Raw genomic sequence first — 24033 nt, forward strand, 5'->3', positions numbered from 1 at the left:
AATTAAGCTCCCTTTTCTTGGTTAGAGGCAGCTAGGCCGGTTGATGGGGGTTTTTGTAAGTGCCAATCAGTAACTTGCTGATATTGATGCGCAATATTCAAAAGTTTGGCTTCAGCAAAATAGTTACCCATGATGTGCAATCCCACTGGGCGACCGTTGACAAAACCTGCAGGTGTAGACATGGCTGGAATGCCTGCCATGTTGGCAGACAAGGTGTAGATGTCTTCTAAATACATCGCTACAGGGTCTTTGGTATTGCTGCCCAAATCAAATGCTGGTGTTGGGGCGACTGGCCCCATAATCACATCTACTTGAGATAGTGCGCGGGCAAAGTCGTCTTTAATCATGCGACGGATGCGTTGCGCTTTAACATAGTAGGCATCGTAATAACCTTCAGATAAGGCATAAGTTCCCACCATAATGCGGCGCTTCACTTCGGTGCCAAAGCCTTGCGCACGAGTACGACAATAAAAATCCATCAAATCTGTTGGCTGATCGCAGCGATAACCATAGCGAACGCCATCAAATCGGCTCAGGTTAGAGGAGGCTTCTGATGGTGCGATCACATAGTATGCAGGGATTGATAACTCTAAGTTAGGCAGACTAATATCAATAATTTGAGCACCAAGGGCTTCAATTTCTTTTACAGCAGCCATAATGCACTGGGCCACTTGAGGGTTAAGGCCTGCGCCAAAAAACTCTTTAGGTAGACCTACCTTTAGCCCCGTAAGAGGTAAGTTTAGATCTGCAGTGTAATCTGGAGTTTCTTGGTTTACGCTGGTGGAGTCTTGGTCATCAAAACCTGCCATGACATTAAGCATCATTGCTGCGTCTTGCGCACTTTGGCACATAGGCCCAGCCTGATCTAGGCTAGACGCATAAGCAATAATTCCAAAGCGCGAGACACGTCCGTATGTAGGCTTTATACCTGTTAAATTACAAAATGATGCGGGTTGACGAATAGATCCGCCGGTATCGGTGCCCGTGGCTGCGGGCACAAGACCTGCTGCCACGGCAGCAGCAGATCCACCTGAAGACCCTCCAGGCACAGCGGTTAAGTCCCATGGATTTTTAACAGCACCAAAAAAGCTATTTTCGTTGGAAGAGCCCATGGCAAACTCATCCATGTTGGTTTTACCCACACATACAGCACCAGCAGTTAATAAACGTTGGCCCACAGTAGACTCATAGGGTGGTACAAAGTTGGCCAGCATTTTAGAGGCCGCTGTAGTAACGTGGCCTTGGGTGCAAAATAGATCTTTGTGAGCAAAAGGCACGCCAGTAAGAATGTCTGCGGTACCCGCTTTAATGCGCGCATCAGCTGCAGTTGCTTGAGCTAAAGCAAGATCTTCTGACAAGCTAATAAAACTATTGTAGATGGGGTCGCGTGTTTTAATGTCGGCAATGGTGTCCTGAGTGATTTCACGGCTAGAATAAGTTCCAGCAGCTAAATCCTTAGAAATTTGATCGAGGGTTTTAGAGGTCATGATTATACGGTCGCTTTGTTAATCTAATACGTTAATCTAGTACTTTAGGGACTAGGTACAAGCCGTCTTGTGTGGCTGGAGCAATGGCAATAAAAGCGTCACGCTGATTATCGCAAGTGACTATGTCTTCACGCAGGCGCTGGGTGGCATCATGAGGGTTGGACAATGGCTCTATGCCATTAGTATCAACCTGCTGCATTTGGTCTATAAGAGACAAAATGCTAGAAATGCTGTTGGTATAATCGTTGATTTCATTGGGATCGACTTGCAAACGAGCAAGAACAGCAATTTTTTCGATGTCGGCGTTTTCTATGGCCATAATATTCTCGACTTAGCGGTATTTAATCATACAAATGTTATTGAACTTTTTAGCTTAAAAACACTCGAATGCTAGTGTTGTTGTGCTGTCAAATGGAAGCGCAACCTTAATTTAATTTACAGCAAATGTATTAGCGGTAAAACAGGGCTCTAATTTATCATAAATAGAGCCGTTGGAAAACGGATTAACCTTGCTCAAACGCCCCTTGATTGTTAATATTTAACCCTTAGTAGCAGCGATTTATGAAGATCGCCATTATTCTCCGATTAGAGCCAATAAATTAGCATGTTTAAAAAAATACGCGGTCTATTTTCTAGCGACCTGTCCATTGATTTAGGCACGGCCAACACCCTCATTTACGTGCGCGATAAAGACATTGTCTTAAACGAACCCTCTGTTGTGGCAATTCGTACTCATGGAAATCAAAAAAGCGTTGCTGCAGTGGGTGCTGACGCTAAACGTATGTTAGGTAGAACACCTGGCAACATTACTGCCATTCGCCCTTTAAAAGATGGTGTGATTGCAGATTTTCATGTGACGGAAAAAATGTTGCAGCACTTTATTCATAAAGTGCACGAAAACAGTTGGATGACTCCTAGCCCAAGAGTGCTGGTTTGCGTACCTTGTAAGTCTACGCAAGTTGAGCGAAGGGCTATCAAAGAGTCTGCGATGGGGGCTGGGGCACGTGAAGTTTACTTAATTGAAGAGCCTATGGCAGCAGCCATCGGGGCGGGACTGCCAGTAGAGCAGGCCAGTGGTTCTATGGTGGTCGATATTGGTGGTGGTACCACTGAAATAGCTATCATATCCCTTAATGGGGTGGTTTATTCAGAATCAGTGCGTGTAGGTGGCGACCGGTTTGATGAATCTATCATCGCTTATGTGCGTCGTAACTATGGTTCGTTAATCGGTGAAGCAACAGCTGAACGTATCAAACAAGAAATTGGTACTGCTTACCCTAGGTCTGATGTTTTAGAAATAGACGTAAGAGGCCGAAATCTAGCAGAAGGTATTCCGCGTAGCTTCACGCTAAACTGCAACGAAATTATGGAAGCACTGCAAGAGCCGCTTTCAACTATTGTTCAGTCTGTGAAAAGCGCTTTAGAGCACTCACCACCAGAGCTTGCTTCTGATATTGCAGAAAGTGGTATTGTGCTGACCGGTGGTGGCGCATTGCTAAGAGATTTAGACCGTTTAATCAGTGAAGAAACTGGCTTGCCAGTTATAGTAGCTGAAGATCCTTTGACCTGTGTTGCAAGGGGTGGCGGTAGAGTTTTGCAAATGCTTGATGACAGCACCTTTGATTTACTGGCTAGAGACTAAATGATCTAGCTACCAATAACACAACGGCGGGGTAGCTTAAGCAATCTCGCCGTTGTTGTTTAAGGCGACAGGATCGCTAGGAGACTCGTTATTGATCCTTTGTTTAAAGGCCGATCTACCGTTAAAAAATTCTTTATTTACGGTTTTATCTGTACTGGCTTAATTATATCTGACTACCAATTTGATCAAATGCAGCGTTTTCGTGGGTGGCTTTCTGTGGCTGTGACACCTGTGCAATGGTTAGTTGATGTGCCTCAGCGGTCTTGGACTTGGTTAGATGAAAGGCTACAAGTTCGTGATGAGCTAATTGCCGAAAATAAACAATTACGCGCCCAAACTCTTTTAGCCGAAAGGCGAGTTCAAAAACTAGCAGCACTGACAGTGGAAAATTTTCGCCTGCGTGACTTACTTAACAGTAGTGAACAGTTGGATGAAAAAGTGATCGTTAGTGAGCTCATAGGCATTAACTCAGACCCATTTGTTCATCAAGTAATTATTAATAATGGTTTTAATAGTGGGGCTTTTACAGGCCAGCCTGTACTTGATGCAACAGGAGTTATGGGCCAAGTGATCTTTACGTCAGCATATACTAGCAGAGTGCTATTAATTACTGATGCAGATCATGCTATTCCAGTTGAGGTAAACCGTAATGGACTGCGAAGCGTGGCTTATGGCCTAGGACATTATGACTATTTAGAATTACAAGATCTCTCAGACACTGCTGATATTGAAGTAGGTGACACATTAGTAAGCTCTGGCTTAGGTTTGCGCTTCCCCAAAGGCTACCCAGTAGCTGAAGTGATTGAAGTGCAACACTTTGCAGGACAAGACTTTGCCAAGGTGTTAGCTAAGCCTACAGCCGCCTTAGGTCGTTCGCGGCATTTGTTGCTAATTGAAACGCCACAGCAACAAAGTCTAGCTCAGCAGGAGGTTAAGTAATGGTTATGCAAAGAGCCCATAACCTATGGGTGCCTTTTGTTACTTTGCTCATAGCTTTTATGTTGAGTGCACTGCCCATGCTTGAGTGGGTGCAGTGGGGTTGGCCTGAATGGGTGTTAATGGTCTTTCTTTATTGGGTGATTGCTTTACCTCAAAGATTCGGCATAGGTTGGGCCTTTGTATTGGGTTTATTGCTGGACCTATTACAAGGGACTCATTTAGGCATTAACGCGCTAGCCATGGTGGTAGCGACCTTTATTGTTATATTAATGTATCGTCGCCTGCGTATGTATCGTTTGTGGCAACAGGCGTTTGTGATATGTGTCTTAGTGGTTATTTATCAATGCATTAGTTATTGGTTGCAAGGGATTGGTAGCAATGCCAGTAGCGGCCTTTGGTTTTTATTACCTGCGCCAATAAGCGGTGTGCTTTGGTTGTGGTTGTTTGTCGTGCTGCGTGGCATTCGAAGAGCGTTTAAAGTCGCTTAAGGAAAAGGATAGGTCCTCATAATGAACGAAGAAATTCTTATCAATTTTAGCCCAATGGAAACTCGTGTGGCTGTGATTGAAAATGGTATGTTACAAGAAGTTCATATAGAGCGTAATGACCACCGAGGTATTGTAGGCAATATCTATTTGGGAAAAGTTGTGCGTGTTTTGCCAGGCATGCAGGCTGCCTTTGTAGAAATTGGTTTAGAGCGCTCTGGTTTTATTCATGCTGCAGATATTGAGCCCAAAAATGGGCAACCAGATTCGGATGACATTGCATTACTAGTAAGAGAAGGCCAAAGTATACTGGTGCAAGTGCTTAAAGATCCAATTGGTACCAAAGGTGCTCGCCTTTCCACACAAATATCCATCCCATCGCGTTACTTAGTGTATATGCCAGGAAGCGGCCATGTAGGTGTGTCTCAACGTATAGAAGATGAAACTGAAAAACAACGCTTAAAGAACAGCTTAGAGCACTATTTAGCAAAACCTTCCAAGGTTTTGAATGAGACCCCTGAGCTAGCAAAAGAAGGCGTGATTGTGCGCACAGTTGCAGAAGGCGTGAGCGAACAAAGTCTGCACCATGACGTCGATTTTCTGCGTCGTTTGTGGCACACGATTAAGCAGAAAATCTCGACAGCTAAGGCTCCCCAAACGATTTATGAAGATCTGCCTTTAGCGCTGCGTGCGTTAAGAGATATTGCCCACCCACAAATTGAGAAAATCCGTATAGACTCTAAAGAGACTTATCAAAAGGCGACAGAGTTTGTGAACCAGTTAGTGCCTGATATGGCCAGTAAATTAGAGCACTATCCGGGTGAGAGGCCTATATTTGACCTCTACAATGTAGAAGATGAAATTCAAAGAGCCCTTGGGCGAAAAGTGCCATTAAAGTCAGGTGGTTATATTATCATCGATCAAACCGAAGCCATGACTACTGTGGATGTGAATACCGGTGCTTATGTGGGTCATCGCAATCTAGAAGAGACTATTTTCAAAACCAATCTTGAAGCTGCAACAGCTATTGGTCGACAGCTTAGGTTACGTAACCTTGGTGGCATTATCATTTTAGACCTTATTGATATGCATGATCTTGAGCACCAGCGTCAAGTGGCTAGAACCTTAGATCGTGCGTTAGCCAAAGACCACGTTAAAACTAAAGTGTTGGGCGTATCAGATTTGGGTTTGATTCAAATGACACGAAAACGCACACGTGAAAGCTTAGAGCAGCTTTTATGTGAACCCTGTTCAGCATGTGATGGCACCGGTATTAATAAAACACCAGAAACCATCTGTTATGAAATATTTAGAGAAATTTTACGAGCTCACAGAGCCTACGATACTCAAACTTATTTAATTCTTGCATCACAATCAGTGATTGATCAGCTGTTAGATGAAGAAGCTCACCGCTTAGCGGAATTAGAGGCATTTATAGGTAAGGCAATCTCATTGCGCCTAGAACCTATGTACCAAAATGAACAATATGATGTGGTGTTGCGTTAATGATGACTAAAGTTAACCAATGGTTTCTAGCCTTTGCTTGCCTATTATTGGTTACATTAGCGCTGTGTATCTCTTGGCTTCGCTTTGGCATTAGTGAACACTCAATATACCATCAGTGGGTTGAAACCCAGGTGAGTCAGTCTATTGGGCAAGATCTAAAAATAGAGACGTTTGAAGTAAAGCTAGTAGGTACATCCCTTAGGCTCAACTTAACACAGCTTCAAGCTAATACCGGTCTAACCCTTGAGCGTTTAACATTAGGTGTGGATCTGCTGGAGTCCATTAGAACTAGTGTGCTTACTTTATCTAATGTTCAAGCAACAGGCGTGTCCATTAAAGCCAGCCAACAAGAAGATGGACGTTGGGGGGCGCAAGCAACGCATGGCCCTCATTTTTTGCTGAAATTATCATCCAGTGTGCCTCAGTTGTTACTTGAGGATGTCCGCTTAATATTGACACCGTATCAAAGCCAGCCCATTAGCCTGCCCAAACTTAACGCTCAAATTGGTGTTGCTCAAAGTAAGGCTCATAGTGCTACTGAACATACAACTGAGGTAAACCTATCTCTTTACAGTGGCACAGCTACTAAAACATTAAATGATGATGCCAAAATACACCTTACATTAGACATTAATACCACTGGAGGTATTAATGGTCTGCCCCAAGCAAGTATTGAATCAGCCCAGGTATATTTGCACGCCAATGGTTTGGAGGTTGCATCTTGGTTACCCTTAATAATGCCTATTGAATCATCTTTTAATGCTGACAATTTGAGTGTGTTTGGTGAGTATTGGCTAGATTATCAAGCCGCCAAATCTCTTCAGATAGTGACTAAGAAATCTAATTTTAAATTCATTACCCAAATGGAAAAAGTAGATTTGACAGCAGATGTTAGAGCAACGCTCAAGCTAGATAACAATAGTAATAATGTATGGGATTTATCCCATTGGAGCCTTGCAGCGCAGGCACTAAGTGGGAAAATAAATGAGGCTGTTTTGCCTTTTAGTAAGCTACAGATCTTAAAACAAAACCAACATCTAGTGATACAAAGCCCAGTGATTGATCTGGCAGACACACACACATTACTAAGCACCCTTAGTCGCTTACCTGCAAAGGTGAGTATGCCTATTGGATCCCTTGCCCCCAAAGGTTGGTTGTCTCAAGTTGCGCTATTCTTAGACGTTAATCAGCCTAGTGAGTTTTTATTCACTGGCGACCTACAACAGGCAAAAGTAGAGGCGTGGGCAGGTGTGCCCCAAATTAGTCATGCAGATGGACGCATTTGGCTCAACCGCTATGGTGGCAAGGTGGCGATCAGCGATACCGACGGTTTGACATTACAAGTGCCTAAACTCAATGGATTGCCTTGGAAGTTTAATGCCGTACAGGGTGAGTTTAATTGGCACTATGGTGCTTTGGCTAACAGAGTCAGCTCATCTAATGTCACTGCCAGCCTAGCACAAGGGCATATAAATCTTTTAATGGCAGGCGAGTTTCCTCGAAAGGGATCATCCACAGAACCCTTTATACAACTGGCGTTGGGGATGAAAAACCTTAATGTAGGTGAGATACCAATAATGCTGCCAGATAAAGTGCTGGGTAAAAAGCTAGGTCAATGGATCTCTAAAGCAGCACCTATTGGCACCGTTACACAAGCGGCTCTTATCTATAATGGCCGTCCAGGAAAGGTTTTAAACTCGGAAAATAAGCTGGCAAGAAGTATGTCTATTGCAGCACACCTTGATATTCCTGACTTCACCTATCACCCAAAGTGGCCCCAAGTGCAGGGACTAATCGCTGATTTGACTGTAAATTCAACAAGTGCAGTGATAAAACTTGAATCAGGTACTTTGGCCCACGGTTTAATGTCTGCAAAAGTAGATGGGTGGCAAGTGGAAGTGCCCATATATACCAAATTTTCCACAGCGTCTAGATCAGAAAATTTAACAAATAACTCACAAAATGCGCCAGTGACAAAGGCAAATGATGGTTATATTAAGGTACAAGGGCAACTATCAGGCGAAGCTCAGCAGATGATAGATTTAGCACAGCAGCTTCCACTTAATATCAATTTACCACCATGGCTAAAAAATCTAAAACCAGAAGGTAACGTGTCTTTGCAGGGCCGTTTTGGGATACCTTTTGGTCACCAAGCAAAACCCACCTATGACTTCAAACTATCTAGTGATAATTTACATGCTTTTTGGGCACCCCTGCAGGCAGATATACGCCACGTTGAATTTGAAGTTGAACTAAATTCATCCTATTCGGGTATTGGAGAGGGTTTTGGTAATGGCCTTATAGATGGACAATCGATCAGTGTTAAACGCTTACCTAAAGTTGAGCTTGCTACCCCTTGGCTGTCCAGCATTCCCAAACCCATTCTACGTGATGTAAGAACCAATGCTGGAGGGGAAAAAGGTCACTTAGTATTACAATTTGAAGGGCGTTTACCAGCACATTACTTGGCGACAAAAACAAGTCAGCCTTGGGCGCAAGAAATTACTGGTGCATTACCCTTTGTTGCAAGACTATCCACCTGCACGCAAATGCAGGGACAGTGTGCATCATTAAGTGCTCAGGTAGACTTGAGTAGTGCTGGTATGGCCCTGCCAGAACCTTTGAATCAATTACAACAATTACAGCTGATTGGCAATTGGCAGCAAGGCCAACAAGATTGGTATGCCAGTATAGACGGACAGCAAATAGCGATTAAATTGGACACTGGAAAAACCTCAGATGCACTATCGGTAGTAGGTCTAAATGTAGGGTTTAAGCAGTCTGTTGATTGGGCAAAAAAAGATCAGTGGAATATTGATGGCCACCTGGATATGTTAGATATAGCCTCTTGGTGGTCAGTTTATCAAGATCGTATAAAGGCATGGGGAAGGGGGCAAGACAAGCAAAATATAACTGCTTCAAAATCAAGATTGCCTCTGGTTAATGTGACAATAAAGCAGGCTCAGTGGTTTGGTTTAGACATTAACCAAGCCCAAGTAACGCTTGCGCCACTTGAAAAAACAGATGGCTTACTATTGTCAGATCCATGGCGGTTGAATATTGCCTCAGAAAATTTAATGGGCCATATAGATTATTTTGACACTCAGCTGCCTCTAGCTATTAATGTAGAACGAGCGCTTTTTAACTTCCCAGATACTTCACAGGAAACGATAAAGGTCGCTGATGTATTAGAGAATATTGACCCCAAAAAACTACTAGATGCAGATGTTTCTATCCAAAATTTAGTTAAAAATGATGAACCCTTTGGCCGCTGGGAATTTAAAATCCGACGTGACAAAGAGCAAATATACGTCCACGATTTAGATGCAACTATTCGCCATACTAAGCTTCAAGGTAACCTTATTTGGGATAAGCTTGATGGTGTCCATCGCACCCAGTTTACTGGTCGTGCTGAATCTGACGATTTGGCTAGTGTGCTAATGGCTTGGGGTTATGAGCCAGGATTAAGCGCTAAAGGCTCATCTATGGAAATACAGCTAAGTTGGCCTCGCTCTCCTTTGGCTTTTGCGTTAAAAGACACCACTGGAGATCTAGGACTGCGTCTTAAAAATGGCAGCATATCATCTTCGCCCAGTGCCGTTGATGGACTAAAAGTGTTGGCTCTTTTAGATGTTGGTCGATTAATCAACCGAGTTAAGTTAGATTTTTCTGACATTATTCAGCCAGGTTTTAACTTTGATAGTGTGACATCCCATTACCGCTTTGATGAGGGCATTGCCTCTACTGTCACACCCTCCACCTTCAAATCATCGACCTTAAATCTAACCATGGACGGCTGGATCGATTTTAATAATCGTCAAGTGGACAATAACTTAATTATTACTTTGCCAGTAGTAGATAAGCTGCCGCTGGCAGCTTTAATAGTAGGTCTGCCTCAGCTGGGAGGCATGATGTACGTAGTTAACAAGTTAATTGGTGATGAATTAGCCACCTTTACAAGCGCTAGGTACCATGTTTTGGGCTCATTGGATAAGCCAAAAGTTGAGCTGGTGAGATTTTTTGATAAAGATTACCAACAGCAATCTGTGCAGGAGCGTATTGATAGCGTGCTTTCTATTGAATAAGCCTACTCAATTTTAAGCCAAGTGTTTATTGCCCCTGCACTATTATGCTAGTTTCTTATGGGTGAGCCTTGGTCCAGCATAGTCACAATGCGTGCTTGTGTTGCACTTGATTGGGCCAAGCGCAAAAAAGACTCGCGTTCAGCGTCAAACAGATCTTGTTCACTCATCATAGTGTTAGCTTTAACTTTGCCACCAGTAAAAATGCGTGCAAGCTCTGTACCTACAACCACATCATGGGCGGTAATTTTTTGCTGATCGTGCGCTTCAAATAACCAATCCATCATTTCACGATAGGTTTCTTCACCTGCCATAGGCAAAGGCTTTCGAGGTTTCGCTTTTTTAACATTATCAAGTTGTGATAGAGCTTCACTTAATAGACGATCTCGGTTCATCATATATTGATCTTCTGGATAAAGCATAGCTTGTTCAGTAGCCTCTATAGGTGACTTGGCTGTCCAGCCATAACCTACAATCATAAAGGCTTTCCATGCAGCTGCTTTGATGTCACCCAACACTTCATACCAACGGTATAAATACTCTTTACACCCGCCACCACCAGGCACCACCCCTACACTTGATTCTACTAGGCCCATAACGCAGTTAGAGTGTCCAATAACGTGGTCAGCAGCCAACACGACCTCAAACCCACCCCCAATAGACATGCCTGCAGGTGCTGCAATTACCGGCAACGTACAGCGATTTATTGCGTGCATCGTTTGCTGGAAGTGATTTAAGAAGTGGTCCATGCCAGCATAATCTTCTGCTTCAAAAAAGCCTCGAAAGGCGGTTAAGTTAACACCACAAGAAAAATGCTGGGCGTCATTGTGCAATACCACACCACGAAGTTTTAAAACCTGTGCCTGTTCTAATGCATGTCGAATAACATCCATAGAATCTTTATCTAAGGCGTTGGCCTTAGAATGAAACTCTACAATAGCGGCATTATCGTGTACAAACCAACTGGCCTTTGCATTACTATACTTAGGCGTTAATGTTTGGCGCAATTCAGAGAAACGTAAAACACCAGAGGGCCGTTTTATGGCCACATACTCAGCACTGTCGTCTAAGCTACATAGCTGTTTATTAATGACCTTGTAAAATCCTTCCTTTTGAGCAGATAGCGCCAGCATAGGCGCCACATCACGGCCTTCTTTTTGCATTCGTTCAACGACACGTTTGGCACCAATTTGATCGATTAATTCAAATGGGCCATAAATCCAGTTATAACCCAACTTCATAGCATCATCGATGGGTAAAATATTGCTGCCAATTTCTGGTATAAGCGCGGCTGCGTAGTTTAAGGTGCTAGACAATACTTGCCATGCAAAGCGGCCATAGACACTGTCATCATCTAACAATGCAGCTACACCGTGCGCCTCAGCCTTTTGAGCTAGTGGCAGCTGTATGCGGGTGGTGGGTTGATAGGTGCCGCTTACCAAGTCCAAAACCTCTTTGCCTGCATCCAATTCACGGTAAAACCCTTGTCCACCTTTGTTACCTGTTTGCCCATTGGCAATCATTTGGGTCATCAAAGGCACAGGTTTTGCATATTGGTGAAAGGCATCATTTGCAGGCAATATGCTCTCTAAACTTTTGGCTACGTCAGCCATCAGATCTATTCCTATAAGGTCATATAAACCAAAGACCCCAGTCTTTGGAATACCCATAGGTCTACCAAATAAAGCGTCAGCTTCATTGGGTGATAAACCCATATTAAACGCAGTGTGTAAGGCGCATTGAATCGCAAAAACACCAACACGATTCCCCAAGAATCCAGGCGTGTCTTCACACACCACAACGCCTTTACCTAGGTTGCTTTCACAAAATTGACTCAACGTATTAATGACTTCATCTTGCGTATGTTCGCCACGCACCAGCTCTAATAACCGCATAAAACGCACAGGGTTAAAGAAATGGGTAATAGCAAAACGTTCACAAAATGCTTGTGGCATGCCTTGTGTAAGCAAGCTAATAGGAATAGTGGAGGTGTTTGAAGTCACAATGGTGTTTGGGCCAGTGATGGCATCAATACGCTTATATAACGCGTGCTTTACATCCAGCCTCTCCACAACAGCTTCTGCTATCCAGTCACAATCAGCCAGTTGATCAAAGTCGTCTTGAGTATTACCACAATGAATTAATTGACCAGCTTCGTTGCTCATCAAACCTGGAGAGTCGATATTTTTTAAACGCTTAAAACCACGTTCAGCCAAGGCATTAACAGCATCGCCTGAGCTTGGTAAGTCTAACAACCATACCTCCACGCCAGCATTAGCAACTTGACCTGCGATACCTGCACCCATTGTGCCAGCACCTATAACAGCTACTTTTTTAATGTTTTTGTAAGTAGAGGATGAGTTGTCGATTAGCTTAGCCATGGTTATTTCTCTATGGACTGAATAAATGTTTTCATAATGTGAAGGCTTTCTTTGGGTGCTTCCATAGGTAGCATATGCCCCATACCATTAACCACGTGTGTTTGAGCATTTAAAGCATGGGCTAGTTTCAAGCCTTCTTTTTTTGGCGTCATGCGATCTTGTTCAGCAAGAATGACGCAGCTAGGGCAGTCTGCATCTGCTACTTGCTGAGCTTTATTTGCTCCTTCAATATATGCGTTGCATGCGGCAAGGTCTATTGCTAAAGGATTACTGGCCATGATACGTGAGCCTATGCCAATAGGCTGCATCCCTGGCACGGCACTTGCGCCATGCTGGTGTTTGCTGCCAAAGCCCCATTGCAGCATCATAGCTGCAGCATTTGCTGGATTCTTTTGAGCCATATCCACTAACGCCGGATTAACAGGTATCGCACTCGCTGTGGCAAGTGCCGTCACAGACTTCACTCTATCACCTAGTAAGGCTGCCGCCTCTAAGGCTACCAAAAACCCTTGAGAGTGGCCTACTAAATGCACTTTGTCTACTTCTGCGGTATCCAAAGCACGTATAAGCCAAGCACCCATAGATTCGATGCTTGTGAGGGCTTGCCCTTGTGACAAGCTATGCTCTGGAAAATCTGGCGCGAATACACTAAAACCATGGAATGCAAACCAACGTGCCTGTAATGCCCAAGTGCGATGATCTGTGCCAGAACCATGCAGCAGCACTACAGTGGTTAAATTTGCATCAAAAGGTTTGCCGCCGGTAGCGATAAAGGTGTTGGCATTATCAACTTGAATATACATGTTAGACCTGAGCCTCTTCTTGGCGAGCAACAACTTTAGCAGCTGCGCGCAAGCCTAAATTAAAATCAGCTTGTATGTCTTTAAGCGTCTCTATACCAACAGAGACACGAATAAGGTCTGCGCTTATGCCTGCTGATAACAAGTCTGCTTCTGTTAGGCGCGAGTGGGTAGTGCTGCCTGGATGCAGCACCAAAGTGCGAGAGTCACCCACGTTGGCTAAATTTGAAGAAAGCTGTAAGGCATCAATAAAGGCTGCCCCGGCGCTGCGCCCACCTTTTACACCAAAAGTAAGCATTGAGCCTGCGCCTTTGGGAAATAAAGCTTTAGTGTGATCATCTGCATCAATATCAGGGTGGTTTACCCATGCAACAGCGTCTTGTTCTTGCAGCCATGTCACCATAGCTTGAGCATTAGATACATGCTGCTGCATACGTAGGTTTAAGGTTTCTAAGCCCTGCAATAATAAAAACGCGTTATGAGGTGCCATTGCCGCACCTATGTCACGCATAGATTCACAACGAATACGCATAGCCAAAGCTGCAGGGCCAAACTCTTCCCAAAAATTCATCCCGTGAAATGGTTCATAAGGTTGAGTTAGTGTGGGGAAACGACCACTTTTAAGCCAATCAAAATTGCCACCATCAATAACCACACCACCAACAGCTGCGCCGTGGCCGCCAATCCATTTGGTTACAGAGTGCACGACAACATCAGCGCCATGCTCAATAGGATTGTTAAGGTAAGGTGTTGCAAAAGTAGCATCTACTACTAAAGGGACTCCCTTCGCATGGGCCGTTTCGGCAATGGCAGGCAAGTTAGATACATCTAAGCCTGGGTTGCCAATAGATTCACAAAAAACAAGTTTGGTGTTGTCTTGTATGGCGTTAGCCACTGCTTGTTGATCGTTTATATCTACAAAAGTAGAATCGATATTAAACCGTTTAAGGGTGTGTTTAAGCAACGTGGCCGTAGAGCCGTATATTTGCTTGGCACTGACAATATGATCACCAGCTGAACATAGGCTAAAAAAGCTCACAAACAAAGCGCTCATTCCAGATGCTGTACAAATAGCCGCTGCACCGCCTTCTAATGCCGCCAAGCGTTGCTCTAACACGGCCACAGTAGGATTGGTTATGCGGCTATATATGTGCCCGCCTTGCTCTACGTTAAATAGAGCAGAAGCTTCATCTACACTGTCAAATACATAAGAGGTAGTTTGGTAAATAGGCACAGCTCTTGAGCCATGATCTGATTCGGGTTGATAGCCACTGTGAAGCGCAATAGTATCGGCGCCTAAAAATGAAGATTTGCTCATAATGTTGCCTTGTTGTGCACAAAAGACACCTGTTTTTAAGTGCGTGCTTTAGGTATTAAGTTTAGGGCGTCAAAATTGAAAGGTAACGGTGTGAGTTGACCTTTTAACATACCAATTTGCGTGTGCACGTCTATTGAAAGGTGAGCGCCCAAAGCTGGTAAAGAGCATAATACAAATGCTAAATGTACGCCATATTTAGGCGAAAAAGCATGGCTAGTAATTTCCCCCACGTCTTGGCCATCTGCAGTCACATTTAACGTGGTCAATGCACATGCTTGGTCGATCACTACGCCCATAAGTTGCTGTTGTGGCACATGCTTTCGCAAAGCAGGTAAAGATAGACTATCCACATCGGCATCTAAATTGACGTATTGGTTTAAACCACACTCAAAAGGCGTAGTGTCATAACCCATGTCATTACCCAAAGATAACAGGCCACTTTCAACCCGCTCGATTGAGTTTGGACACCCTGGGCCTACATTGAGGTCTTCACCTTTAGCAAATAGTTCATCCCATAATGGCAGGGCGAGGCTTTTATCATTAACATAGATTTCAAAGCCGCCTTGCTTGCTCCACCCAGAACGGGCCACTTGCATCGCTACACCCTTGTAATACATAGGTTGGATGTTAAAAAACTTAATGTCACGCACACTCTCCCCAAATACTCTAGCCATTAAATCTTCGGCTTTTGGGCCTTGCACTGCTACAGGCCAAACATCAGGCTCACTCACGCTTACGTCTAAATTAAATCCAATGGCTAAGCCTTGTGCCCACAACATAACGTCTGTATCAGCAATCGATAGCCACCAATCATTTTCTGTGAGTTTGATAGCGATAGGGTCATTAATAATGCCCCCTTGTGGATTGCACAAAGGCACATAAAAGCAACGTCCAATGCGGGCTTTTGATAAATCCCTAGGAGTCATAAGCTGAATCAATCGGTAGGCATCTGGCCCACTAATAGCCACTTGCTTTTCAGCCGATACGTCCCACACTTGAACATGTTCACACAAATGCCAGTAATCTTCTTCTACACTGCGAAACTTAGTCGCAAGTAAAGTGTGATTATAAACTGTGTAGCCCTTCACTCCAGCAGCCTCAACTCTGCTAGTAAATGGAGTAGAACGTGTACGACGAGAGACGGAAAGTTCTGGATTCATAATAGTACAACCAAGCCAAATATATATCGAAAATAATTGTCGTCAATATACGCCCACGTAGCAGCCTAGGAAATAGATAAACCTAGTCAGTCATTTTTTAAACGAGTTAGGGTTTTTGGTGCAAAGTTCAAACTAAAACTGGGCTAATTATAAGTGATAAGCCCAAGTCTGTGAAAAGCTTAAGGAAGGCTTTTAAGTAGCCGCTAATTTTTTAAGCCTAGGGTGAAACCATCATATAGTCTGGCACAATGCCAGACTGGGTAATGTAGGGTGTAATGTTTTGTTTTGCGAATAAGCCATGGCCTGTAATCAGGGCTGTTTTTATCCCATATGCAGCGCCACCCAGTATGTCTGTGTGCAAAGTGTCGCCCACCATTAATATGCGGTGTCTTGGTGTGTCCTCTAAACCTTGGCATGCAAGTTGAAAAATATTAGCAAAGGGTTTGCCAAAAAAATGCAGGCTAACCTCGTTTATTTGGCTTAGCTGATGAGCAAAGTAACCAGGCTCTAAACTTAAATGATGCTCATTGGGTGCGACCAAATCTGGATTTCCTACCCACACTGGGCGAGGTTTTTTTATCAGGCTGCGCACGAGCAGTTGTTGCCTGTGTTGAGTCCAATAAGATGCTCCCAATAGGATAAAACCACTAACTTTATCAAATAGCGCGCCATCATCACCTAAAGCAATACTAGCTGCAGGTAATTCGTGTAACTGTGAATCAGGTCTGGCCATAACGCCCCATAAAGCGTTGGTGTTTTGTGCACCAAAGCTATGAGCCAGTGCGTTACACAGTGCGTTTCGGCTAGCTATAATATGATCTGCGTCAAAATCAAAACCCATACACTTGAATTTTTTCTTAGATTCACTTGCAGGCAGGCTAGCGCCGTTGGTTAATACCATCACTTTCTTGCCAGCTAATTGCAGCGCAGATACAGCTGCAGGGGCTGTTTTTATGCTTGTTTGGCCAACATTAAGCACACCAAAGGCATCCAGCAAGAACACGTCAAAGTCATCCATCAAGTCAGTTAGGCCTTCAACCCATTGGCTTGTCTGTGGGAAACTTGCCTTGGGCAGTGTGTGCCTTATGGTTTGGTAATGTTCAAAAGCCCACGCAGTGTTTATTTCACTTGGGTGTGGGTAGGTTTTAATCATTATATATTAGCCTTAGTTTCAACCGTCACGATGTTTTAAAAGCGCTTTTATTTCAGCTAGTTCAGCGCGCAGGTCAGTCATAGAAGGCTCACCCTCGGCTAATCGCTCGGCTGCATTTTCATTTTCCATAACGTTTACCACAATGCCAATAACCATGTTTAAAAATGCAAAAGTGGTGAGAAAAATAAAGCTTAAGAAAAACACCCAAGCATAGCCATACACAGCCATTACTTCATACATTACGTCTGTCCAATCTTCAAAGGTCATCACCCTAAATAGGGTGAGCATAGAGATCGCTATATCTCCCCATAACACCGAATTAATAGTGCTAAAAAAGGTAGTGCCTACCGCGGCGTAGATGTAGAAAATTATAAACATCAACATAAGCACATAGCCTAGCTGGGGCAGGGCTTTGATTAATGAGTTAAGTAATATACGCAGCTCAGGCACTACAGATACCATGCGTAACACACGGAAAATACGTATTAGCCTTCCCACTAAAGCCAGTTCGCTATCTTCAATAGGAATAAGGCTCACCACCACAATAATGGTGTCGAAAAGGTTCCAGCCATTTAAGAAAAATCGACTTTTAACAGGGTCGCCAGCAAAGCGAATACTTATTTCTATTAAGAAAAACACCGTGATGCCAAGGTCTAGATAGCCAATAAAGTTGATAAGCTGGGCTGGCATGTTATAGGTTTTAGCACCGATCACTAGTGCAGAAAGTAAGATGATGCTCACCACGAATAATTCAAAAACTTTGTTAGATCGCAAGGTGTATAAGCGTGTTTGCATGCTAGATGACATCATAGATGGAAGCTCAGTATGTGAAATTAATCAATGTGTTATGCACTATAGCGCGTGCTTATCAGCCCGCCAATGATGATGAAAATAAGCGTGACTATAGAGCCAGTAGCCATTACTGCTGTGCCAGACAAACCAGCCCCGACCGAACAACCACTAGCAAGTACCGAACCTACCCCCATCAGCATACCCGCTAATAAATAACGTCTAATAGGCAGTTTTTGGGTAAAGCTTTGAAGATTAAAGTCTTGGCGTATAAGGCTCACAATAAGTGCGCCCAAAAAGCACCCTGCCACAAGGCCTGCTGCAAGTCTAATAAAGGGCGCGTCAACAGACATAAGGGCAATGAGGCTTTGCGCCGTGGGTGCGCTAAAAGTGATACTTTGGGGTAATATGTCATTAAAAGTGTGATAAGCCACAAAGCTTGTTACATACCAACCAAGTGCAATAGCAAGGCCTACTATAGTGCCACCCATTAAATGTGACCAAGCTTGACGTTTAATCAGCATAACTAAGCAAACTAAGGCAATGCTAGCGCTAATAAATAAAAACAGTGTGGGCGAAAATGGCACAAAATCGTGTACTTGATTGTACGATGGATTAAGGCGCCAGAGCTCTTGCACGCTTTGTCTAAAAGATACCAGCTGTCCACCATAGGTGAGCTGAGCGAAAACCGCAAAAGTGCCAAAGGTAACAAGAGAGCGTAAGTTGCCCGTGGTGATCAAGATGATTTGACGTGAGACGCAGCCACGGCTGAGTATCATGCCAAAGCCAAACATTAAACCACCCACGATAGAGCCGCTAAGGCTAGCTTGAACTGCAATGACGGGTGCTTCGCTGATATCACTGGCATCGCCTTGCAGCAGTAGCTGGGTGAAAGTGATGGCAATAGCTAAGCCTAGTAGCCAAGTGTAGCTAGTGCTGGTGAATTTGAATGTCGATAAATCTAGCACAAAGCCGCGTAGGCAAAAGTTGCTCATGCTAGCACCTATGCCAAAGGCCAAGCCCATGGCTAATCCTAAATAAAGTTGTAACGGCTGAATACCAATGTTTAAGATGAGCTGTTCGTAATCCATAATGTGTTAATTTAGATAATGTGATCTGTCAATTATAACAAATTATAGGATTTTTGAGTGTAAAAATTACATATACATTCGTGGTAAGCCTCTAGGGCCTAAGGTACATATAACCTGCTTGCTGAAGCGCCACTATGGCTGGCAAGCCAGCTTGTACCATATCTTCTTTTGCAACGTCATACAGATCTTCTAAGCCAAGGTGGTAAGCTTGCAAAGTGTTATTACAGATTAAAAACTGGACGTCTTGAAGGCGAAGGCTATCTAAAGCGATTTGTTTGGCTGAATCAGTTTTGGCAGCAATAAGATATTCTAACGCTGCGCCATGAATCATAACCTTTAAGTCAATATTGTCTTCTCCAACAGCTTCGATGTGATTATTTATATTGCCAAAAGTTGCGCTAATACGGCTTATATCGCTGTAGTTAATGTGATAAACCACTTTTTGTGATGCGTAATCTTCTGCCCCAAAACCTACGGGGGCAGCGAACAAGAGAAATAACCCTAATAAATTTCTACATCCAAACATGACACAATCACCATTACGAAAACCTGTACAGCAATATAGCATATGTATGTGTGCTCATTTTATCGTGGTTATATGAATTTATTATATAAGCATATGCTTTTTAGTTTGTTTTAGAATATGAGACCTAAGTCTCTTGATACATCTGCCTTTAGTTAAGTATCCTTAGCTATTGCTAAACTCTAATGACGCTATTTATCTATGACTACGCCTAGTACCCAACAATTGATGCAAACCATGCAGGGGGCCAGTGAGCACTTAAGTGTTAGCGATCGACGTGAGTTTTTGCGTCGTGGCATGAGTTATGTTGCGGGCGCAGCTGCTGTAGGTGGTACTACCATCGCATCAGCGGCTTCACTAACGAGTAACTTGCCACCAAACGAGCCACAATGGGGTCGTCAATTGGGTACAGGCGTTGTAGAAAATCCGTATGGATTGCCTTCGCGCCATGAAGCCCAGGTTGTGCGCCGCACAGTACCTTGGCTTACAGCAGAATCAGTTTCCTCTATAAGTATGAGCCCAATTCAAGACCTCAAAGGTATTATCACGCCTAACGGTTTGGTTTTTGAACGTTATCATGCGGGTGTACCTGATATTAATCCCGATGAACATCGTTTGATGATTCATGGTTTAGTAGATAACCCATTAATCTTCACTATGGAAGATTTGATGCGATTCCCTTCGGTATCGCAGATTAAGTTTATTGAATGCCCGGCTAATGGTGGCATGGAATGGCGCGGCCCACAAATGGAAGCGCTACAATTTACCCATGGCATGTTAAGTTGTTGTGAATGGACAGGAGTGCCTTTAAAGGTGTTGCTGGACGCTGCAGGTGTACAAACTGAAGGTAAGTGGATCTTAGCTGAAGGTGCAGACGGCGCGCATATGAGTCGCTCTATACCAATAGAAAAAGTGCTTGATGATACACTTGTTGTTTATGCTCAAAATGGTGAAATGTTACGTCCAGAGCAGGGCTATCCTTTACGTTTGCTTAACCCTGGCTGGGAAGGTAATACGTCTATCAAATGGTTACGTCGTATCGAAGTAGGTGACAAGCCTTGGCATCACCGTGAAGAGACCTCTAAATATACCGATTTAATGGCAGATGGACGCGCGCGTCGATTTACCTTTGTGCAAGAGTGTAACTCAGTAATCACCTCGCCTTGTCCAGAAAACCCTATCCTTCGTAAAGGCTTTATAGAAGTTGAAGGTTTGGCCTGGACTGGTCGGGGCACTATAAAAGGTGTGGATGTGTCTTTTGATGGCGGTGTGTCTTGGCGTCCAGCAAAATTAAAAGGTTTAGTGCTTGATAAGGCATTGACTCGTTTTAGCTTCACCACCCAGTGGCAAGGTGAGCCCTGGTTGATCCAAAGCCGAGCTTATGATGAAACCGGCTATGTACAGCCCACCTTAGCCCAGCTTAGAGAGCAACGTGGCGTGAATTCGATATATCACAAAAACTCTATACATACGTGGCAAGTAGCGCCAACAGGTGAGGTGAAAAATGTTCAAATCACTTAAGTTGAGTTTTTCAGCCACTTTGGTTGCAAGTGTTGCTGCTGGTGCAATATCCAGTGTTACTTATGCGCAAGACTATAATATTGGCACGCCAGCATCAGCAGTAGAGATTGCAGGCTGGGACATTGATATTCGTCCAGATGGCATGGGCCTTCCAGTGGGCAGCGGAAATGCTTTAGATGGAGAGGAAAGCTATGAAATGTTCTGTGCCTCATGCCATGGTGTATTTGGCGAAGGTGAAGGCCGTTGGCCAGTACTAACAGGTGGTGAAGGCACTTTAGCCGATGAACGCCCAGTGAAAACTGTGGGAAGCTATTGGCCTTATGCGAGTACATTATTTGACTATATTCGCCGTGCCATGCCATTTACAGCGCCGATGAGTTTGGATGATCAGCAAGTTTACGACATCACCGCTTACGTGCTTTATATGAACGATATTATTGAAGATGACTTTGAGTTATCTCATGAAAATCTGGCGCAGATAAAAATGCCCAACGAAGATGGTTTTTACATAGACGATCGTCCAGATGTCAGTAACCCCCGTTGTATGGTAGATTGTTCAGACCCAGCAAAAATGATGTTGCAAAGCTCTTTAGCAGGTGTAACACCTATTGGCCACTTTGTAGAAGGTGCTGATGCACCAGCTGCAAGCCATTCAGATCAACATGATTTAGAAGCCAGTAAAGAAGCCGAACGTAAGGCGTCTATCACGGGTGAAGAAATCGAAGTACCTGTTGCCAAGGAAACGTTGGCAATGAGTAAAGTGGCGATTGCTGGCGAAGCAACTTATCAAGCTGCATGTGGGGTTTGCCACACGAGTGGTTTGGCAGGTGCGCCGAAAGTAAGTGATGCTGATGCCTGGTCTGAAAGGCTTCAGCAAGGAACTGATTTACTTATTACCCATGCACTAGAAGGGTATGCTGGCAATGCTGGGTACATGCCAGCCAAAGGTGGTAGAGCAGATTTATCAGACGAAGCAGTGGCCAACGCGGTCCTATTTATGGTGGAGTCTCAACAATAATGTTGGTATTTCATGAAGAAAAAAAAGAGGAAAAACCAATGCGAAAAAACATAATAAAGCACGCATTACTAGGTTTGGTATTGACTGGAGTATCTTCCATGACTTTGGCAGATTATTCTGCTGACCAAATAGCCAAGGGTAAAGCGCTTTATCTGAATAAGAAAGCAGGTAATTGTATTGCTTGTCATATGATCCCTGATGCAGATGCTAAGCTACCAGGAAATCAAGGGCCACCTTTATTGGCTATGAAAGCTCGCTTTCCAGATCCAAAGGTACTTAGAGCTCAAATCTGGGATCCAACAGTAAAGAATCCGACAACGATAATGCCTCCGTTTGGTAAGCATTGGATTTTGTCAGAAGATGATATAGATGCCATCGTGGCATACTTGTATCAGTACTAAACTCTATTTCAGTGCCATTTAAAGAATATGGCAAAGGACTAAATCAATGATGAATCGAAGAAGTGTTTTAAAAGCGGTCTTTACCGGTGGCTTAGTTGCCGGTATGGGTGTGCTAATGCCTCGTGTGGCTTTGGCCGCATGGTCTAAAGCTGCGTTTCAAGCAGAGTCTCAAGAAGCAGCTATGGGTGCCTTGTATAGTGCTGATCCAAGTGCAAGTGCACAAGTGACTATGAAAGCTCCTGATATTGCTGAAAACGGTGCTGTAGTGCCTGTCAGTGTAAAAAGTAGTTTGGCTGGAGTGACTAGCATTGCTATTTTTGTGGCGAATAACCCACAACCATTAGCAGCGCAGTTCAATATTCCTGAAGGTACTATGGCAGATGTGTCTTGTCGTATCCGTATGGGAAAAACCTCTCAAGTTACTGCGGTAGTAACTACGGCCAGTGGTGAATTTAGTGCTTCTAAAGAAGTGAAAGTAACAATCGGCGGCTGCGGCGGCTAAGGCGAACTAGGAGAAATTATCATGGCAAAAGGTATTTTACGCGCCAAAGCAAAAGCCAAAGGCGACAATACAGTAGTAAAAATCATGGCTAAGCATGCTATGGAAACAGGCAACCGAAAAGACAAGAGCGGTAACAAAATTCCTGCGAAGTTTATTCAAACCCTAAGTGTTGCACATAATGGTAAAACTGTTATGGAAGCCAACATGGGAGCTGCTGTTTCTAAGAACCCATATTTGGCTTTTACCTTTGTTGGTGGCGCCAAAGGTGACGAATTGCAAATGACATGGACGGAAAACACGGGCGCTAGCGCTTCGGAAACCGCCAAAATTAAGTAGCCGGTAACGGCCACTCTATAGCAGAGGCATCAGAATGAAAATAATAAAATCACTGTTAGCTGGCGCATCCATAGCGCTTGTAGCCAGTATCACTCAAGCAGCAACTAGCGGTAACACTCTGGCATCAGTTGATCCAGAAGCAGACCGCTTAGCACTACAAAGTTTTTTTCAAAAGCGCTTTCCACAAGTGCCACTGGATGACTATGTTAATGGCATTTATTCTCTAGACGCCGGTTCACGTGAACAATGGGAAGAGATTGAAGAGTTTCCTCCTTATGAGTTTGATGTTGAAGAAGGCGAAGTTTTGTTCAATACACCATTTGCTAACGGCAAGTCTTATGCAGACTGTTTTGCTAACGAAGGTGTTGGCATCCGTCAAAACTTCCCCCGTTGGGATGAGTCTCAAGGTAAGGTAGTCACCTTAGAGTCAGCTATTAACCAGTGTCGTGAAGCCAATGGCGAGAAAAAGCTAGGCTGGAAAAAAGGTAAAATCGCCCAGATTTCGGCCTATATGGCCTACACCTCACGTGACAATGTATTTGACGTGCAAATCTCAAATGACGGCGCTAAAGCCGCTTATTTAGATGGCAAGCAAAGCTTCTATACACGTCGTGGTCAGCTAAATATGAGCTGTGCTAACTGTCACGTTGCAGGTTCTAACGTGCTGATTCGTGCAGATTTGCCAGGGCCTGCCTTAGGTCATGTTACACATTTTCCCGTGTTTCGTTCTAAGTGGGGCAACCTAGGCACACTTCAACGTCGTTATGCTGGATGTCAGTCTAACGTGCGTGGTGTATCGCAAAAAGCTCAAGGTGAAAAGTTAAGTAACTTAGAGTTTTTCCAAACATACATGTCCAATGGCTTAGTAGTTAATGGCCCTGGCGCACGTAAATAAGCAA

At 43.9% G+C, this 24033-nt stretch carries 21 protein-coding genes; 11 read left to right on the forward strand and 10 right to left on the reverse strand.

All coding sequences use genetic code 11. The features are described from left to right. Window positions 1-2: 2 nt before the first annotated feature. Window positions 3-1487: an Asp-tRNA(Asn)/Glu-tRNA(Gln) amidotransferase subunit GatA gene (gene gatA / locus ABXT42_RS02610; protein ID WP_443628822.1), complete on the reverse strand. Its 1485-nt coding sequence runs from the start codon at window positions 1485-1487 to the stop codon at window positions 3-5. Between the two features lie 31 nt (window positions 1488-1518). Beyond that, window positions 1519-1806: an Asp-tRNA(Asn)/Glu-tRNA(Gln) amidotransferase subunit GatC gene (gene gatC / locus ABXT42_RS02615; RefSeq protein WP_443628823.1), complete on the reverse strand. Its 288-nt coding sequence runs from the start codon at window positions 1804-1806 to the stop codon at window positions 1519-1521. A 285-nt stretch (window positions 1807-2091) separates the two neighbouring features. On the opposite strand from gatC, the gene ABXT42_RS02620 reads away from it, so the two are divergent. The 5 genes from ABXT42_RS02620 (at window position 2092) to ABXT42_RS02640 (ending at window position 10144) form a co-directional block, all read left to right on the forward strand. Beyond that, window positions 2092-3129 carry a rod shape-determining protein gene (locus tag ABXT42_RS02620; protein ID WP_443628824.1) on the forward strand — a complete coding sequence of 346 codons (1038 nt, stop codon included), beginning with the start codon at window positions 2092-2094 and terminating at the stop codon, window positions 3127-3129. Window positions 3130-3228: 99 nt separating this feature from the next. Next, window positions 3229-4068: a rod shape-determining protein MreC gene (mreC, locus tag ABXT42_RS02625; RefSeq protein WP_443628825.1), complete on the forward strand. Its 840-nt coding sequence runs from the start codon at window positions 3229-3231 to the stop codon at window positions 4066-4068. Next, the gene (gene mreD / locus ABXT42_RS02630; RefSeq protein WP_443628826.1) at window positions 4068-4556 is read left to right on the forward strand and encodes a rod shape-determining protein MreD; all 489 of its coding nucleotides are present in this window, start codon (window positions 4068-4070) and stop codon (window positions 4554-4556) included. Before mreC ends, mreD begins: the two co-directional genes overlap by 1 nt. A 21-nt stretch (window positions 4557-4577) precedes the next feature. After that, window positions 4578-6059 (forward strand): ribonuclease G, encoded by a 1482-nt coding sequence (gene rng, locus ABXT42_RS02635; RefSeq protein WP_443628827.1) that lies wholly within the window; start codon window positions 4578-4580, stop codon window positions 6057-6059. Then, entirely contained in the window at window positions 6059-10144 is a 4086-nt protein-coding gene (locus ABXT42_RS02640; protein ID WP_443628828.1) for a YhdP family phospholipid transporter, read from the forward strand. Before rng ends, ABXT42_RS02640 begins: the two co-directional genes overlap by 1 nt. Before the next feature lie 47 nt (window positions 10145-10191). On the opposite strand, the gene ABXT42_RS02645 is transcribed toward ABXT42_RS02640, so the two are convergent. The 8 genes from ABXT42_RS02645 to ABXT42_RS02680 all read right to left on the reverse strand — a co-directional run bounded on the left by ABXT42_RS02645 (window position 10192) and on the right by ABXT42_RS02680 (window position 19323). Then, entirely contained in the window at window positions 10192-12522 is a 2331-nt protein-coding gene (locus ABXT42_RS02645; RefSeq protein ID WP_443628829.1) for a 3-hydroxyacyl-CoA dehydrogenase NAD-binding domain-containing protein, read from the reverse strand. A gap of 2 nt (window positions 12523-12524) precedes the next feature. Beyond that, window positions 12525-13325, reverse strand: a complete 801-nt coding sequence (locus ABXT42_RS02650; protein ID WP_443628830.1) for an alpha/beta fold hydrolase — start codon at window positions 13323-13325, stop codon at window positions 12525-12527. A 1-nt stretch (window position 13326) separates the two neighbouring features. Then, the gene (locus tag ABXT42_RS02655; protein ID WP_443628831.1) at window positions 13327-14640 is read right to left on the reverse strand and encodes an O-acetylhomoserine aminocarboxypropyltransferase/cysteine synthase family protein; all 1314 of its coding nucleotides are present in this window, start codon (window positions 14638-14640) and stop codon (window positions 13327-13329) included. 35 nt (window positions 14641-14675) lie between these two features. Beyond that, on the reverse strand, window positions 14676-15800 hold the full coding sequence (locus ABXT42_RS02660; RefSeq protein WP_443628832.1) for a dimethylsulfoniopropionate demethylase: 1125 nt from the start codon (window positions 15798-15800) through the stop codon (window positions 14676-14678). 217 nt (window positions 15801-16017) lie between these two features. After that, on the reverse strand, window positions 16018-16953 hold the full coding sequence (locus tag ABXT42_RS02665) for an HAD-IIA family hydrolase (RefSeq protein ID WP_443628833.1): 936 nt from the start codon (window positions 16951-16953) through the stop codon (window positions 16018-16020). Window positions 16954-16971: 18 nt separating this feature from the next. Beyond that, a complete protein-coding gene (locus ABXT42_RS02670; RefSeq protein WP_443628834.1) occupies window positions 16972-17748 on the reverse strand; it encodes an ion transporter in 777 nt (258 codons plus the stop codon). Between the two features lie 50 nt (window positions 17749-17798). After that, window positions 17799-18833, reverse strand: a complete 1035-nt coding sequence (locus ABXT42_RS02675; RefSeq protein WP_443628835.1) for a YeeE/YedE family protein — start codon at window positions 18831-18833, stop codon at window positions 17799-17801. A 91-nt stretch (window positions 18834-18924) separates the two neighbouring features. Next, the gene (locus tag ABXT42_RS02680; protein ID WP_443628836.1) at window positions 18925-19323 is read right to left on the reverse strand and encodes a DsrE family protein; all 399 of its coding nucleotides are present in this window, start codon (window positions 19321-19323) and stop codon (window positions 18925-18927) included. Between the two features lie 234 nt (window positions 19324-19557). Here ABXT42_RS02680 and soxC point away from each other — a divergent pair, with 234 nt between their 5' ends. Genes soxC through soxA form a run of 6 tightly spaced genes read left to right on the forward strand, consistent with a single transcriptional unit; the run spans window position 19558 to window position 24029 of the window. Next, a complete protein-coding gene (gene soxC / locus ABXT42_RS02685) occupies window positions 19558-20877 on the forward strand; it encodes a sulfite dehydrogenase (protein ID WP_443628837.1) in 1320 nt (439 codons plus the stop codon). After that, the gene (locus ABXT42_RS02690) at window positions 20861-21895 is read left to right on the forward strand and encodes a c-type cytochrome (RefSeq protein ID WP_443628838.1); all 1035 of its coding nucleotides are present in this window, start codon (window positions 20861-20863) and stop codon (window positions 21893-21895) included. Before soxC ends, ABXT42_RS02690 begins: the two co-directional genes overlap by 17 nt. Before the next feature lie 38 nt (window positions 21896-21933). Beyond that, the gene (gene soxX / locus ABXT42_RS02695; protein WP_443628839.1) at window positions 21934-22296 is read left to right on the forward strand and encodes a sulfur oxidation c-type cytochrome SoxX; all 363 of its coding nucleotides are present in this window, start codon (window positions 21934-21936) and stop codon (window positions 22294-22296) included. Between the two features lie 46 nt (window positions 22297-22342). Continuing rightward, window positions 22343-22798, forward strand: a complete 456-nt coding sequence (gene soxY, locus ABXT42_RS02700) for a thiosulfate oxidation carrier protein SoxY (protein WP_443628840.1) — start codon at window positions 22343-22345, stop codon at window positions 22796-22798. Window positions 22799-22819: 21 nt separating this feature from the next. Next, complete coding sequence (gene soxZ, locus ABXT42_RS02705) at window positions 22820-23134, forward strand: thiosulfate oxidation carrier complex protein SoxZ (RefSeq protein WP_443628841.1); 315 nt, start codon at window positions 22820-22822, stop codon at window positions 23132-23134. A 34-nt stretch (window positions 23135-23168) separates the two neighbouring features. Beyond that, a complete protein-coding gene (gene soxA, locus ABXT42_RS02710) occupies window positions 23169-24029 on the forward strand; it encodes a sulfur oxidation c-type cytochrome SoxA (RefSeq protein ID WP_443628842.1) in 861 nt (286 codons plus the stop codon). The last annotated feature ends 4 nt before the right edge of the window (window positions 24030-24033 follow it).

This window comes from Candidatus Njordibacter sp. Uisw_002 (assembly GCF_047730155.1).
Lineage (GTDB): Bacteria > Pseudomonadota > Gammaproteobacteria > Pseudomonadales > Balneatricaceae > Njordibacter.

Bases quoted from the DNA above. Each gene is read 5' to 3' on its own strand.
- soxX (WP_443628839.1), top strand. From the start codon at position 21,934: ATGCGAAAAAACATAATAAAGCACGCATTACTAGGTTTGGTATTGACT.
- ABXT42_RS02655 (WP_443628831.1), bottom strand. From the start codon at position 14,640: ATGAGCAAATCTTCATTTTTAGGCGCCGATACTATTGCGCTTCACAGT.
- rng (WP_443628827.1), top strand. From the start codon at position 4,578: ATGAACGAAGAAATTCTTATCAATTTTAGCCCAATGGAAACTCGTGTG.
- ABXT42_RS02645 (WP_443628829.1), bottom strand. From the start codon at position 12,522: ATGGCTAAGCTAATCGACAACTCATCCTCTACTTACAAAAACATTAAA.
- soxC (WP_443628837.1), top strand. From the start codon at position 19,558: ATGACTACGCCTAGTACCCAACAATTGATGCAAACCATGCAGGGGGCC.
- ABXT42_RS02640 (WP_443628828.1), top strand. From the start codon at position 6,059: ATGATGACTAAAGTTAACCAATGGTTTCTAGCCTTTGCTTGCCTATTA.
- ABXT42_RS02660 (WP_443628832.1), bottom strand. From the start codon at position 15,800: ATGAATCCAGAACTTTCCGTCTCTCGTCGTACACGTTCTACTCCATTT.
- ABXT42_RS02620 (WP_443628824.1), top strand. From the start codon at position 2,092: ATGTTTAAAAAAATACGCGGTCTATTTTCTAGCGACCTGTCCATTGAT.
- ABXT42_RS02665 (WP_443628833.1), bottom strand. From the start codon at position 16,953: ATGATTAAAACCTACCCACACCCAAGTGAAATAAACACTGCGTGGGCT.
- ABXT42_RS02675 (WP_443628835.1), bottom strand. From the start codon at position 18,833: ATGGATTACGAACAGCTCATCTTAAACATTGGTATTCAGCCGTTACAA.
- soxA (WP_443628842.1), top strand. From the start codon at position 23,169: ATGAAAATAATAAAATCACTGTTAGCTGGCGCATCCATAGCGCTTGTA.
- soxY (WP_443628840.1), top strand. From the start codon at position 22,343: ATGATGAATCGAAGAAGTGTTTTAAAAGCGGTCTTTACCGGTGGCTTA.
- ABXT42_RS02670 (WP_443628834.1), bottom strand. From the start codon at position 17,748: ATGCAAACACGCTTATACACCTTGCGATCTAACAAAGTTTTTGAATTA.
- mreD (WP_443628826.1), top strand. From the start codon at position 4,068: ATGGTTATGCAAAGAGCCCATAACCTATGGGTGCCTTTTGTTACTTTG.
- gatA (WP_443628822.1), bottom strand. From the start codon at position 1,487: ATGACCTCTAAAACCCTCGATCAAATTTCTAAGGATTTAGCTGCTGGA.
- soxZ (WP_443628841.1), top strand. From the start codon at position 22,820: ATGGCAAAAGGTATTTTACGCGCCAAAGCAAAAGCCAAAGGCGACAAT.
- ABXT42_RS02690 (WP_443628838.1), top strand. From the start codon at position 20,861: ATGTTCAAATCACTTAAGTTGAGTTTTTCAGCCACTTTGGTTGCAAGT.
- ABXT42_RS02650 (WP_443628830.1), bottom strand. From the start codon at position 13,325: ATGTATATTCAAGTTGATAATGCCAACACCTTTATCGCTACCGGCGGC.
- gatC (WP_443628823.1), bottom strand. From the start codon at position 1,806: ATGGCCATAGAAAACGCCGACATCGAAAAAATTGCTGTTCTTGCTCGT.